Origin of the sequence: Prochlorococcus sp. MIT 1318, assembly GCF_047304505.1 — a bacterium.
In the GTDB taxonomy this organism is placed as follows: Bacteria; Cyanobacteriota; Cyanobacteriia; order PCC-6307; family Cyanobiaceae; genus Prochlorococcus; species Prochlorococcus marinus_D.
In genome coordinates this window covers 2378601-2390631 of sequence record NZ_CP138958.1, presented here as the reverse complement: position 1 = coordinate 2390631, position 12031 = coordinate 2378601, and the positions used below count along the sequence as shown (strand labels likewise).

The window sequence follows — 12031 nt, the reverse complement described above, 5'->3', positions numbered from 1 at the left end:
TCAGCAAGGCTCTTTCTAAGGGTGTATTCGCCTCAAGCCTCTTTCTCCCTGTTCGTGATGCGTTCTTTTTGCGTTGGACTCCTAAGGGCTATGGCCTGCCTGAGCCTGGTGGCATCGTCATTGAATGCTGTTCATGCTGAAGCGCGCGAAGACCGCAGCGAGCTATCCCCTGATGTCGAACGGCTCGAAGTGATTGCGCAGCCCTGGTTGCATGACTGGCTCTGGCTTCCAGAGTGGATTCGCCTGTCGTTCAACTACACCAACGAGATTGACGCTAACCCGAGTGGAGGCAATCAGCAGACAGGAACCTATACCCACAACGTTGCCATTAATTCGGCCTTCTCAAGCGGCTTCGGCAAAGAGGCGAGCGAATGGCAGGAGATCGATCACTGGACGTTGAATATCACGGCGTCCCAGCGATCAGGCACCAGCCTTTCGCAGAAGATTCCCAACGAGCTCGCCGTTCAGCAGATCTACGGCTATGGGCAGACGTTCCGGTTGGCGGGACTCTGGCTGGAGCGCAATCAAGCTGAGGATGGCCTGCTGAAGATGAAGTTCGGCAAATTCGCCACCTTCGATGACTTCGCCTCATCGCCACTTTATTGCTTTTACACCAACAACGGTTTTTGCGGGCAGAACTGGGGGATTCCCAATTCCCTGCCGGTGATGGCCTATCCGGCCAACCAATATGGGTTCGTGTTTTATCTCGGTGAGGTGGACGGATCTCATCTCCGTTCAGGGACCTACCAGATCAACCCCGATGGGGCGGAACCGGCCTTTCATGGCGCTGATTTTCAGATACGCGATAGCGATGGTCTGGCCCAGTTCGTGCAGTTAAATGTGCCATTCGGTTCCGGGAAGCCTCAGGCGGCCAGACGTCTCGAGGATGGCTCCGTGGTGCTCGTTCCAGAGGATGAGCTGGAGGTTGACTACGTGTCAGGTCTTCCCCAACCGGGGTTGCAGCTGGGTGGATGGATTGGCAACTGGCAGTTCCCACTGGTGAATGGCAGTGGCAAGACCTCTGAGAGCAACGAAGGTGTCTATGGCCTCGTCTCAGTGCCCTGGGACTTCGGGGGGCTGGTGCTCGATGGCCGGTTGTGGGCCAATGCAACTTATGGTTTGACTCAGAGCGTCCAGGATGTTCCCAACACTTATGCCGGGGGCTGGGTCGGCAAAGGTCTGTTCCGCAATCGCCCTCACGATACCGTTGTGATCGGACTGGCGAATGCCAACTGGAGCCGAGACATCCCTGACGGACCGATTTGGGAATCAGCCCTGGAATTGGGTTATCAGTTCATGCTCGGCAGCAATGTCTCGATTCAGCCGGGGCTTCAATACATCTTCAATCCGATGGGCAAGGGCGATGTGGATGATCCATTGGTGCTCGGTCTGCAGATGAGCTTCTCCTTCTGATTGGTGAATTGGCTCTCGGCGATGGCGGCTTCAACACGTCAGCATCGCCTTGATTTGCGCCAGATCAAACGGGATGACTATTTCTATACCGATCAATTTTCGATCACGACGGCTACGGCGACTGCCCTGATCATGATCGGAGCAGTTGCCTTGGTGTTGCTCATTAAAGCCGCTCAGACCGGCTGAATTTGTTCGTTCTTATGGCTTCTCTTTTGTCCCTTTAAGACACAACTGTATTGATGAACGTACTGATTCCTGGAGCACTATTCCTGATCATGTTCGCGCTAGGGCTCAACCTGCGCGACAACCACTTTGATTTGATCCGAAACCGCTCAGCCTTGTTGCTGCGCGTTTTGCTGGGCACCTGCGTGCTGGTGCCGTTGGTGGCGATGATCATTCTCTGGCTTCCGCTCAGCTTTGAGTTATCTCAGCCTGCGAGATTGTCGATTGCTCTGATGGCGGTTTGCCCAAGTGCTCCGCTCACACTGCGCAAAGCGGGAAAAGCAGGCGGCAATGCTCAGATGGCTGTCTACTTGCAGATGGCTGCGGCGATTGCGGCGATTATTTCCATTCCTCTGATGGCTGAGTTGTTCACGACTGTCTTTAAAGGGCAAGGTTGGGAGATCAGACCTATGCAGGTGGCGATGAATGTGGGCCAGGTTCAGATCCTGCCGTTGTTGTTAGGTCTGTTTCTACGCCGCTGGTTACCAGCTTGGGCCGAACGTGCTGAGCCGTTCTTCAACAAGCTTGCCAATTTGCTGCTGCTGCTGCTCCTGGTGGTGATTGTTGTTAAGGCCTTTCCCTTACTCATTCCTTTTGCCAGCAAGAACCTGCTGGCGCTGGCATTGATGGCCGTCATGGTGATCGCATCGTTGCTGATCGGTTATCTGCTAGCGGGGCCGGACCCCAAAGAGCGAACCACTGTTTCACTGGTGATCTCCATGCGAAATCCAGGCTTGGCACTCTTGTTTGCCCAGATCAATGCTCCGCAGATGCTTGAACTCAAACTATCGATCCTGACCTATTTAGTACTCACAATTATTTTTTCGATTCCTTTCTTGAATTGGCGCAAGCGGTTGGCGATGGGAACTTGAGCTGTTTCTTTGATTTCCACTTTTAACTTCCACTGTTTTATTTTCACTGTTTGCTATCAAGCTGAACTCAACCTGAGTACTAGATCAATAGACAAATCAACAGGCCAGTCATTAGCCATTGCTTAAGCCATTCATGTTTCTGCGATGGCCTCGATTGAGGCTGTAATGGCTTGCTTTTGCTCGTCGTCATAACCCCAGCGATTGAGGAAAGCGACATCTTCCCCACGGGTGTGCTCAACAGCCTCAAGCAGTTGTTCCAGTCTTGTTTTGACGGACATAGGTTCGAGCAGACGCAGCAGTTCAGTGCAGCGAGATGTCACTTTCTTCGATCCAGCCTGCTGTGCCATATCGCCTGCGCGTTGATGGTGCATGGCCATCGCTGTGCTCATCGCTAGGTTGCGGACGGTCAGGTCAACGACACCTTCTCCAGCAGCCCTTAATTGCATCACCAGGGCTTCGGGGAGGCGATCCATCAGTGGGGAATCCCCTGCCAGGCTCACTACAAAGAATCCACGGGCGCCATCACGACTGGCCACCAATTCCGCGACCCGGTCGGCGAGTACTTCATCGCTGAGTTCGCCCTCTTCCCATAGCCTCAGCCACTGAGCGGTGATTTCAATCGCTTGTTCGAAGCTTGGCGCTGGGGTGCTCATGGATGTTATGCATGCTTTCAGTCAGGCTATGGGGCCACATTGAGCCAGGTCATGTCACCTGACGCCATGGAGTCTCTCCCTGAGGGATATCGTTCCGGTTTTGTTGCATTAATTGGCAGGCCCAATGTGGGCAAATCCACCTTGGTGAATCAGTTGGTGGGAGAGAAGGTGGCGATTACTTCTCCTGTGGCGCAGACCACGCGCAATCGGCTGCGGGCCATCGTCACCACCCCCGAGGCTCAGATGGTGCTAGTGGACACCCCTGGAATTCACAAACCTCACCATTTGCTTGGTGAACGGCTGGTGCAAAGCGCCCGTGCAGCCATTGGTGAGGTTGACCTGGTGTTGCTTCTGCTTGAGGGCTGTGAACCTCCCGGTCGTGGCGATGCTTTTATCGTGGAGCTGCTACGCCAGCAGGATCTGCCGGTGTTAGTTGCTCTTAATAAGTGGGATCGTGTAGCCGAGCAGCAACAAGACCCGGCGGAGGAGGCTTATCGGCAGCTGTTGGCAGACTCTGCTTGGCCGCTCATACGTTGCAGTGCGATTAGTGGTGAGGGATGCAATGGTCTTGTAGAAGCTTTTGTGGGGCACCTGCCACTAGGCCCCCAGCTCTATCCAGCGGAGATGGTGTGTGATCAGCCGGAGCGGGTGCTGCTGGCTGAACTGATTCGCGAGCAGGTGCTGATGCATACCCGTGAGGAGGTGCCCCATAGCGTGGCGGTGAGCATTGATCGGGTTGAAGAGATGCCTGTTGCCAATGGACGGCCTGGTCGACAGGGGAGGACGGCTGTGTTGGCTACCGTGCTGGTGGAACGCAAGAGCCAGAAGGGGATCCTGATCGGCAAGGGAGGCTCGATGTTGAAGACCATTGGTCAGGGAGCGCGCTTGCAGATGCAGACCTTGATCGATGGCCCTGTCTACCTAGAACTGTTTGTGAAGGTGGTGCCTGATTGGCGCTCTAAGCCAGCGCGATTGGCGGAGCTTGGTTATGAGGGCAAGTGATTATTGCCCGTTTCAAATGGGCTACTGAGAGGATTGATGAATGCTTGATCATCCAAACCCCTTTTTTAAGTCTTTTGGGCTGAAGTTATTTCTTCAGGGATGCTCTGATCAGCGGATGAGCTTGCACAGCGTCTGTACGCAGATCCTTTGGTTCTCCCATTTAGCGGCCTGAAGGTGATGGCTCCTTTTCGCCTCGATGTAGTGACTTTGGTGCCACAGGCGTTTACGCCTCTTGGTGAACTCGGGGTAATTGGTCGTGCTTTTGCCTCTGGCATCGCTGTCTTGCACACCCATAATCCTCGCGATTACACCACGGATCGCTACCACAAGGTTGATGATCAGCCCTATGGCGGTGGTGCTGGCATGGTGCTTAAGCCAGAACCGGTCTTTGCTGCTGTTGAGGCGATTCCTGTTCAGGCACGACGGCGGGTGCTGCTTCTGACTCCTCAGGGAAAACCTCTATGCCAGAAGGATTTGCATCGTTGGGTAGAGGACCACGATCAGCTTGTGCTGATCTGCGGTCATTACGAAGGTTTTGATGAGCGGATTAGAGGTTTGGCAGATGAGGAGGTGTCTGTAGGGGATTTTGTGCTCACCGGTGGTGAGCTGCCAGCCATGACGGTGATCAATGGGGTGGTGAGGTTGTTACCGGGAACTGTTGGAACGGCAGAGTCGTTGCAGGATGAGAGTCATAGCGATGTTCTCCTCGAGCATCCTCACTACACAAGGCCAGCGAATTTTCGCGGCATGGTTGTTCCAGATGTGTTGCGCAGTGGTGATCATGGTGCGATTGCTCTGTGGCGACAGCAACAGCGGCAGCTGCGTACGCAGATGCGTCGTCCGGATCTCTATGTTTGCTGGTCTGATCAGCAACAATCGTCAACACTGACAATGGAGTCCCATGGTTCTGCCTCCATGCAGTTTCGTATCGGCAACGGGTATGACATTCATCGCTTAGTGCCCGGCCGCCCCTTGATTCTTGGTGGCGTGACACTTGATCATCCCGATGGGTTGGGGCTCGATGGTCACAGCGATGCTGATGTTCTTGTTCATGCGCTGATGGATGCCTTGCTTGGGGCTCTTGCTTTAGGCGATATCGGTAAATATTTCCCGCCGGATGATCCCCGCTGGAAAGGGGCCGATAGCTTGATGCTGCTTGAGCAGGTTGTGGCTCTGGTACGAGATCGCGGCTGGCAGATTTTGAATGTGGATGCTGTGGTGGTGGCTGAGCGTCCCAAGCTCAAGCCTCACATCAATTCGATGCGCAGCAACCTGGCACAACGGTTGGGGGTGGAATTGGATGCCGTGGGTGTGAAGGCCACCACCAATGAAGGGCTTGGACCGGAAGGTCGAGAGGAGGGGATGAGTAGTCAGGCAGTCGCACTGTTGCAGCAGATAGGCCTGACATGAATTGCAGAAGCTTGTCTAGGTTGATTTCCTTTGTTCTTAGCTTTCTGGTGATGTTGTCCGGTCATCCTGATGTCGCGATTGCCGCTCGTCATGATCCTGATGGCGGCGATGACGTTGCTGTCGTCGAGCATCTGCGCATCAAGGTGCCGGCCCATGCACGGGAGGCTTGGCTCAAAGCTGAGCAGGGCAGTTGGGAACCCTGGCTCGCGAAGCAGAGTGGCTATCTGGGGCGGGATATTTTTTGGGACGCTGAACAGGAGGAGGGCATCTTGCTGATTCGTTGGGCCAGTAGAGAACAGTGGAAATCGATTCCACAGGCTGAGGTGGATGTGGTGCAGGCACGCTTTGAACAGCTGGCCCGTGAGGCCACAGGTCAGGCCAGTAGTCATCCTTTCTTGATGCAATTTGAAGGCGAATTGGTGCCTCAGTGACTGAGCCGCAGGTACGGCTGGATCTACAGCGGCGGCAGCGGCTTGGCATGGTGGAGGCGATCTTTGGTGAACACAAGACCAGTGAACAGATCGCAGCATGCCTGAGTCGTCTTGAGGCTGCGGGTGAACTGGCCTTGGTTACGAGGGTTGATCAAGCCAAGGCGGCGGCCGTGGCAGATCTGCTTAGCAATGTGCAGTTTCATGCTCAGGCTCGTTGCCTCACACTCGGAGATCCGGCGATCTTGCTTCCTGCACTTGGTGAGGTCGTGGTGCTTAGTGGTGGTACCAGTGATTTGCCTATAGCGGCGGAAGCCGCTTTGGCGTTGCGTTGGCATGGCATCCAGAGTGAACTCTTGCTGGATGTGGGTGTTGCTGGTTTGCAAAGGCTTCTCGATCAGTTGGTACGGCTGCAACGAGCCAAGGTATTGATTGCCTGCGCAGGCATGGAGGGTTCACTGCCGACTGTGTTGACAGGGCTTGTGCCACAGCCAGTGATTGGTGTTCCCGTGTCAGTGGGTTATGGGGTCAGTGCAGGAGGCCGTACAGCCCTTGAGGGAATGCTCGCCAGTTGTGCACCTGGTCTGGTGGTGGTGAATATTGATAATGGCTATGGAGCTGCTATGGCGGCACTGCGAATCCTTAAAGCAGCCATCACAGGCGAAGTAGCTGTCAATCAATAATCAGGATCGTGAGACAGCAACTGGTGAGAATCCTGGGGGCTGAGTTCAAGTAGCTGTTCAACCCAGAGCTTCATTGATCGTGGCAAGCGATTCTGTTCGTAGCGCATTAGGGCTTCCGCCAAAACGGTTGTATTCACCCAATGCAACGAACGTGAACCCATGCATTTTTCTTGATTGAGCGAACGATGGGGTACCTAATTGAATCGCGCAAGGGGAGTGCCGGGATTCACTCTGTTTCTTCGTATTTGGCACCAAGTCGCCATAGTTCATTGCGGTGACTTGGCAATTCAACATCACGCAAACGGCGAACTAGTTCAAATAGATCACCACGAGCCAATTCACCATTGGTTTGCCATTCCATTGCACGGGGGTCAGGTCGGGACGCGGCAGACAAGGTGGGTGCGGGAATGTGTTCGAATCAAGGTATCAATACTTAGGCCTTGTGTTTGGTTCATGACGATCATTCTTTGTGGAAGATTTTGTGAAGACCTGTCTTTGGGCCTTCTTGATCGGGGTATGCAATCAGAGGTGCTGCAGGTTGGGGTAGGACGTCACAACCTCTTCTGCGCTCAGAACATCACCTCGACCTTCGGGTTGCCAGATCACCTCCAGGGCCATCAAATCAGTTGAAGAGGTGGATCCAAGGATGCGAAGGCTTTCTCGTAGCTGCTCGCTGCTGATTGATTCGCTCAGCTTGATGCGGCTGCTGGATGCAACCAAAATCGTGACGACGATGTATTCATTTGCTGCATCGGCCTCGCCGGCGCTCTTTTCTGAAAGCTCATCAGTTCGTCGTTCACCGGCAACGTTGGATGTCACCTCCGCTCGCAATTTGCTGCGTTCGGTCATCGAAAGACGGTTAAATGTGGATTCTGCGGAAGCAAACGGCACGCTGCCGGTTTCTACATTGGCGTAAACCCAGAGCTCTGGCTGACGCAGAAGGGCAAGGGTGGTTTCCTGCAGAACCCGTTGCAGCCCGCTTGAGCTGCCTGTTTGCGCTGAGGCCGCAAGCTCGCGCAGGTCTTCCTGCAGAGCCTTGGCGCTGGCCAGAAGCCCTACTTGCAATTGCAGCATGGTGACGGGGCCAGCCGCAGTGGGCCGTTGAGCGAGTTCGCTTGAATCATTAAGGGCGGCATTTCCCCTGCCACCACCCCGTACGGCATTGACCAGAACGCCCACAATCGACATCAGAATTAGGAAGCCAAAAAGGCCGCCGCCACCGAAACCAAATATGGGAATGAGGAAGGGAAAACCGATGCCACCTCCGCGGTAGCCCCCGCCGTATCCTCCATAACCTCCTCCATAGCCGCCGCGCATACCACCGCTGCTGCGTGGCATTGAGGGTGCACGGAAGCTTCCCCCTCCGATGCGTCCACCACGAGCGGCATGGCTTGGCTCGGGTTGAACCAGAATCAAGCCTGCTACCAGGAGCGGCAGCAATAGAGCCGTCAGCCAGCGGCTGAGCGTGCGTCTGGAGGGAAGGTTTGGCAAGCTGGCCAAAACGTTGCGGCGGTTGGTCTGAACTCTAGGAACCTCCGCCGACGATAGTGACGATTTCAAGTTGGTCCATCTCCTGCACCAGCTGCTCCTGCCAGTGATTTGGTGTCAGGATCGTGCCGTTGAACTCCACAACGACAAGGCGAGGGTGGTAGCCCAGCTGTTCGATCACGGCCGCCAGCGAGGTTGGCATCGGTTCTGGTTCGATGTCCCTGATTTCACCATTCACCATCAGTTTCATCTCAGAGCCTCCAGTAGTTGAAGGCTGGTAGCGGCAGGATCTTTGGAATTCATGATCGCTCCGATCACAGCGATTCGCTTTGCTCCGGCTTCACGTACTGCTTCTAGGTTTGAGATGTTGATGCCACCAATGGCAAACCAAGGTAGCTGGGTGGCTTTAGATGCCTCCTTCACATAGGCAAGCCCAATTGGTTGTCGTTCCGGTTTTGTGGCTGTGCTGTTGACAGGCCCCACTCCTAGATAGTCGCAACCTTCTGCTTCAGCTTTTTGAAGCTGGGCAAGGAATTGGGTGCTTCGACCCAGTAGTCGTTCGCTGCCGATCAGTCCCCTTGCTACGTCTGTGGGGAGGTCGTCCTGGCCGAGATGAACGCCATCGGCGTCCACCGCAAGGGCTAAGTCGATTCGGTCATTAACGATGAATAGCGCCCCATGCTTTCTGCATAGGCTGGCCAGTTCTTTTGCCTGAGTCAGTCGTTGCAAATCGCTAGCTTCTTTATTGCGGTATTGCACCATGTCGATGCCAGTGACTAATGCTGCGCTCACTGTCCTGAGCAGATCGTTGCTATTTAGATCGGATTGTGATGTCGTAATCAGGCAAAGATGGCAGTCCTGTAGTTGTTGGCGTCTCTTTTTGCCTGCGTTGGCCTGCAGCACGGTCACCTCTAGGTCGTAGAGGCCATAGCGGATTGCAGCAGCGCTGTCAGCCAGCTGAGGATCTGGCTGACGGGCGAACTCTTCAAGCACGCGTAGAGCTTCTTGAACGCGTGCGCAGTTGGCTGCCACAACATGCCATGGCTCGTGTCGCTCTTGTTGAGCAGGATGACTGAGGCCGATCCCTTGATCTGTAGCAGTGGAGCGTGCCTGTTTGTAGTTGTCGTGATGATGGCGACCCAGTCGCTGACGCCAGTCTTTGAGAGTCACCACAAGGTCTTCACGATCTAGGCCGAAGCGGCACCAGTCTTCGACGACTCGCAATCCTTCCCGAGCTCGATCGAGGTTGGCATCGATCAGCTGAGCCACACGTAGATCTGCGATCGGGGCGAAAGGCATCGATTTCATGGCAGTCTTGGCACAATTGCATCCCCATTCCGATCATGGACAACAGTGGTTCAGATAGCACCATGAACGTTCTGATCTGGGGGGTTGTTCTTTTAGGTGGGATCGGGGTGTTCATTGTTTGGGGTTTGACGAATGCTTATCCCACCCCTGCTTGATCTTGCCTTTTAACGCTGGCTGCTTATCGGGCCTTCAATTTGCTGCGTGCTAGGTCTGCATCGCGGCCAATCTGGGTGCTGAGTTCTTCAAGGTTTGCGAAGCGTTGCTGGCCTCGAAGTCTCTGGATCGGTTCAACCAAGATCTCGCATCCTTCCAGGTCCATTTGCTGATCCAGCAAATGGACCTCTACGGCGGAGGGTGATGTTGGATCCACTGTGGGTTGGGGGCCCAAATTCATCACGGCAGCAAGGGGTTCGCTTTCATCTTTGACTGATGCCCAGGCGGCATAGACCCCAAGGCCTGGCAGGCATTTGCGTCCATCAACTTGCAAGTTGGCTGTAGGCCAGCCCAGTTTTCGCCCAAGGCCGCGGCCGCTGACGACACGGCCGCGGAAGCGATAGGGCCGGCCCATCAGGGTCGTTGCTGCCTGTAGATCGCCTTCGCTGAGAGCGGAGCGAATGCGGCTGCTGCTCATTCGCCCCTCTGTGTCTTCCAGGATTGGCAACACCATCACTTCCACTCCGGCGGCTGCGGCGAGTTGTTTCAAGGTGGTTGTGTCGCCCTCACGATTATGTCCAAAGCGGAAGTTGGCCCCAACGGCAATGCGCTGCGCTTTGAGGGTGTGGATCAGCATTTGCTTTACAAAGGTTTCGGCACTGAGGGATGCCAGAGCACGATCGAAGGGCACCAGCACAAGTTGTTCGACACCAAGCGGAGCGAGGAGGCAGGCTTTTTCGCTAGGCAGGTCCAGTCGTAATCGTGGTTCGCCATAGAGCACTTCGCGGGGATGGGGCCAGAAACTCACCACCGTTGGCACGCCAGGCGCATTGTTTACAACAGCCTCAATAACGCGGCGATGGCCAGCATGAAGGCCATCGAAACTACCGAGGGCAAGCGCTGTCGGGGTTCTTGCCTGCTGAGGGGGGCAGAGAGGAATCAAGGTGGCCGTGCACATGGCGCGCGTAGATGGCAAGTTTGAACGACCGCCGCAAAAACTCGGATGGCTGACCCTCTCGATCTTCAAATGGTTTCGCTCGGGTTGCGCCGCATGGGATGGATTCGTTTTTGGATACAGACAATCCTTGGGGTTGTTGTTGTTGGCGTGCTGTTGTTCAACAACATCGGCAGCAGCTTGGCCCGCAACTCTGAGCGAGCACTAGGGCTTGGTCCTGGCTTGTCACTGACAAGCTTGGCGTTCTTGTTTTTGCTCTACAGCCTTTGGCAGGGTTGGCTGATCGTTCGCCTCGGTAGGGCTCTCAACAGTGCTGTTCGCCCCAGTCGTGGTGAGACCAGCCGTCTGCTTAAACGGGGCGTGATTGTTGATCTGCTCGGGTTGGTGTTCTCCTCCATTGGCTATCAATCGTTGGCTGGAAGTTTGTTTGTACAGGCGTCGATGCAAGCGCCGGGAATCTCGATTGGTGCAGGGCGTTCTGCATTAGATAATTACCCGATCACCTCCTTGGAGATGCTTTCGGTTCTGAGCAACACCCAGGTGTTATTTGCGCATTTGGTTGGTCTGATCTTTTCGCTTTGGTTGTTGCAGAGGATTTATCGCACTGGTTGATTGGCTACGCATGCTGCTGGTAGAGCAGAAAGATCACCACGCCAAAACAGATCGGGTTGGATGGGTGTCAAGGAGGGGGCATTTGTTTCGATTTGGGCCACGTCGCTGGGCCAGTCGCGTGGACCATCGCCGGCGGTCTCAAGATCTTTCACCACTTCTCCTGCTAACCAGAAGTAGGTGCGGCTGTGCGGATCGATACGTCGACTGAACTGTTCCTCGTAGTGGCGTATTGAAAGGCGAGTCCAGCGCAGTGATCCCATCTGCTCTGGATGGCAGGGGGGAATGTTGAGATTAAGCAGCAGGTTGTTGGGCCAGTTGTCTGCCAATGCATTCTCTGCAACATCCATCGCTAACTGGGCAGCAGCCTGGAAATCCCTCCATTGGAAGCAGGCGACGCTGACCGCAAGCGCCGGCAATCCCTCAAGGGTGCCTTCCATGGCTGCGGCCACCGTGCCTGAACAGAACACATCAGTTCCTAAGTTGGGGCCATGGTTGACCCCAGAGAGCACTAGATCGGGCTTCTCTGCCAAGAGTTCCGAGAGGGCCAGTTTGACGCAATCTGCCGGCGTGCCACTGCAGGACCAAGCCGTCACACCTGGCCCATAGAGCTCATCGACGCGTTCGGCTCGGATGGGGGTATGGATGGTGAGGCCATGGCCGGTAGCAGAGCGCTCATGGTCGGGACAGACCACTGTGACCCTATGGCCGCGGCTGGCGGCGGCAGCGGCTAGGCAGCGGACGCCTTCAGCTAAAACTCCGTCATCATTGCTAATCAGAATTCGCAACGGAGTCATCTCCTCGTATCCACTGCGGGGAACTTAATCATGATGAC

16 protein-coding genes are annotated in these 12031 nt (G+C 55.1%); 8 read left to right on the top strand and 8 right to left on the bottom strand.

From position 1 onward, the window contains the following. Positions 1-90 precede the first annotated feature (90 nt). The 3 genes from SIB66_RS12000 to SIB66_RS11990 are packed head-to-tail and all read left to right on the top strand — an operon-like array spanning position 91 to position 2507. Entirely contained in the window at positions 91-1413 is a 1323-nt protein-coding gene (locus tag SIB66_RS12000; RefSeq protein WP_236073704.1) for a carbohydrate porin, read from the top strand. A gap of 3 nt (positions 1414-1416) precedes the next feature. Further along, positions 1417-1599, top strand: a complete 183-nt coding sequence (locus tag SIB66_RS11995) for a hypothetical protein (protein ID WP_236070195.1) — start codon at positions 1417-1419, stop codon at positions 1597-1599. Positions 1600-1652: 53 nt separating this feature from the next. Beyond that, positions 1653-2507, top strand: a complete 855-nt coding sequence (locus SIB66_RS11990; protein WP_063406130.1) for a bile acid:sodium symporter family protein — start codon at positions 1653-1655, stop codon at positions 2505-2507. A gap of 131 nt (positions 2508-2638) precedes the next feature. On the opposite strand, the gene SIB66_RS11985 is transcribed toward SIB66_RS11990, so the two are convergent. After that, positions 2639-3160 (bottom strand): hypothetical protein, encoded by a 522-nt coding sequence (locus tag SIB66_RS11985; RefSeq protein WP_063406131.1) that lies wholly within the window; start codon positions 3158-3160, stop codon positions 2639-2641. A gap of 66 nt (positions 3161-3226) precedes the next feature. On the opposite strand from SIB66_RS11985, the gene era reads away from it, so the two are divergent. From era to larB, 4 genes are all read left to right on the top strand, one after another. Beyond that, a complete protein-coding gene (era, locus tag SIB66_RS11980; RefSeq protein WP_063406196.1) occupies positions 3227-4162 on the top strand; it encodes a GTPase Era in 936 nt (311 codons plus the stop codon). 177 nt (positions 4163-4339) lie between these two features. Further along, a complete protein-coding gene (trmD, locus tag SIB66_RS11975; RefSeq protein WP_074160826.1) occupies positions 4340-5572 on the top strand; it encodes a tRNA (guanosine(37)-N1)-methyltransferase TrmD in 1233 nt (410 codons plus the stop codon). Beyond that, positions 5569-6003, top strand: a complete 435-nt coding sequence (locus SIB66_RS11970) for a TIGR03792 family protein (RefSeq protein ID WP_063406132.1) — start codon at positions 5569-5571, stop codon at positions 6001-6003. The genes trmD and SIB66_RS11970 overlap by 4 nt, the downstream gene beginning before the upstream one ends. After that, entirely contained in the window at positions 6000-6683 is a 684-nt protein-coding gene (larB, locus tag SIB66_RS11965; protein WP_063403358.1) for a nickel pincer cofactor biosynthesis protein LarB, read from the top strand. The genes SIB66_RS11970 and larB overlap by 4 nt, the downstream gene beginning before the upstream one ends. Here the strand turns inward: larB and SIB66_RS11960 are convergent. The 6 genes from SIB66_RS11960 to SIB66_RS11935 all read right to left on the bottom strand — a co-directional run bounded on the left by SIB66_RS11960 (position 6677) and on the right by SIB66_RS11935 (position 10590). Continuing rightward, on the bottom strand, positions 6677-6844 hold the full coding sequence (locus SIB66_RS11960) for a hypothetical protein (RefSeq protein WP_011129738.1): 168 nt from the start codon (positions 6842-6844) through the stop codon (positions 6677-6679). The two genes, larB and SIB66_RS11960, sit on opposite strands and share 7 nt — an antisense overlap. Positions 6845-6909: 65 nt before the next feature. Beyond that, positions 6910-7077 carry a hypothetical protein gene (locus SIB66_RS11955; RefSeq protein WP_236070211.1) on the bottom strand — a complete coding sequence of 56 codons (168 nt, stop codon included), beginning with the start codon at positions 7075-7077 and terminating at the stop codon, positions 6910-6912. A 128-nt stretch (positions 7078-7205) separates the two neighbouring features. After that, entirely contained in the window at positions 7206-8183 is a 978-nt protein-coding gene (locus tag SIB66_RS11950) for a DUF1517 domain-containing protein (RefSeq protein ID WP_063406133.1), read from the bottom strand. Positions 8184-8208: 25 nt separating this feature from the next. After that, positions 8209-8421 carry a sulfur carrier protein ThiS gene (gene thiS / locus SIB66_RS11945; RefSeq protein WP_011129741.1) on the bottom strand — a complete coding sequence of 71 codons (213 nt, stop codon included), beginning with the start codon at positions 8419-8421 and terminating at the stop codon, positions 8209-8211. Continuing rightward, a complete protein-coding gene (locus SIB66_RS11940) occupies positions 8418-9479 on the bottom strand; it encodes a thiamine phosphate synthase (RefSeq protein ID WP_063406134.1) in 1062 nt (353 codons plus the stop codon). Before SIB66_RS11940 ends, thiS begins: the two co-directional genes overlap by 4 nt. Positions 9480-9657: 178 nt before the next feature. Beyond that, positions 9658-10590 (bottom strand): bifunctional riboflavin kinase/FAD synthetase, encoded by a 933-nt coding sequence (locus SIB66_RS11935; RefSeq protein ID WP_074160827.1) that lies wholly within the window; start codon positions 10588-10590, stop codon positions 9658-9660. Positions 10591-10635: 45 nt separating this feature from the next. Here SIB66_RS11935 and SIB66_RS11930 point away from each other — a divergent pair, with 45 nt between their 5' ends. Continuing rightward, the gene (locus SIB66_RS11930; RefSeq protein ID WP_063399584.1) at positions 10636-11199 is read left to right on the top strand and encodes a DUF3611 family protein; all 564 of its coding nucleotides are present in this window, start codon (positions 10636-10638) and stop codon (positions 11197-11199) included. Here the strand turns inward: SIB66_RS11930 and surE are convergent. Next, a complete protein-coding gene (gene surE / locus SIB66_RS11925) occupies positions 11184-11993 on the bottom strand; it encodes a 5'/3'-nucleotidase SurE (RefSeq protein ID WP_063406135.1) in 810 nt (269 codons plus the stop codon). The two genes, SIB66_RS11930 and surE, sit on opposite strands and share 16 nt — an antisense overlap. Between the last annotated feature and the right edge of the window lie 38 nt (positions 11994-12031).

Excerpts from the sequence above, each read along its gene's own strand:
- thiS (WP_011129741.1), bottom strand. The coding sequence starts at position 8,421 with ATGAAACTGATGGTGAATGGTGAAATCAGGGACATCGAACCAGAACCG.
- SIB66_RS11935 (WP_074160827.1), bottom strand. The coding sequence starts at position 10,590 with ATGTGCACGGCCACCTTGATTCCTCTCTGCCCCCCTCAGCAGGCAAGA.
- era (WP_063406196.1), top strand. The coding sequence starts at position 3,227 with ATGGAGTCTCTCCCTGAGGGATATCGTTCCGGTTTTGTTGCATTAATT.
- SIB66_RS11970 (WP_063406132.1), top strand. The coding sequence starts at position 5,569 with ATGAATTGCAGAAGCTTGTCTAGGTTGATTTCCTTTGTTCTTAGCTTT.
- SIB66_RS11985 (WP_063406131.1), bottom strand. The coding sequence starts at position 3,160 with ATGAGCACCCCAGCGCCAAGCTTCGAACAAGCGATTGAAATCACCGCT.
- trmD (WP_074160826.1), top strand. The coding sequence starts at position 4,340 with ATGGCTCCTTTTCGCCTCGATGTAGTGACTTTGGTGCCACAGGCGTTT.
- SIB66_RS11930 (WP_063399584.1), top strand. The coding sequence starts at position 10,636 with ATGGCTGACCCTCTCGATCTTCAAATGGTTTCGCTCGGGTTGCGCCGC.
- surE (WP_063406135.1), bottom strand. The coding sequence starts at position 11,993 with ATGACTCCGTTGCGAATTCTGATTAGCAATGATGACGGAGTTTTAGCT.
- SIB66_RS12000 (WP_236073704.1), top strand. The coding sequence starts at position 91 with ATGGCCTGCCTGAGCCTGGTGGCATCGTCATTGAATGCTGTTCATGCT.
- SIB66_RS11990 (WP_063406130.1), top strand. The coding sequence starts at position 1,653 with ATGAACGTACTGATTCCTGGAGCACTATTCCTGATCATGTTCGCGCTA.
- SIB66_RS11940 (WP_063406134.1), bottom strand. The coding sequence starts at position 9,479 with ATGAAATCGATGCCTTTCGCCCCGATCGCAGATCTACGTGTGGCTCAG.
- SIB66_RS11960 (WP_011129738.1), bottom strand. The coding sequence starts at position 6,844 with ATGGGTTCACGTTCGTTGCATTGGGTGAATACAACCGTTTTGGCGGAA.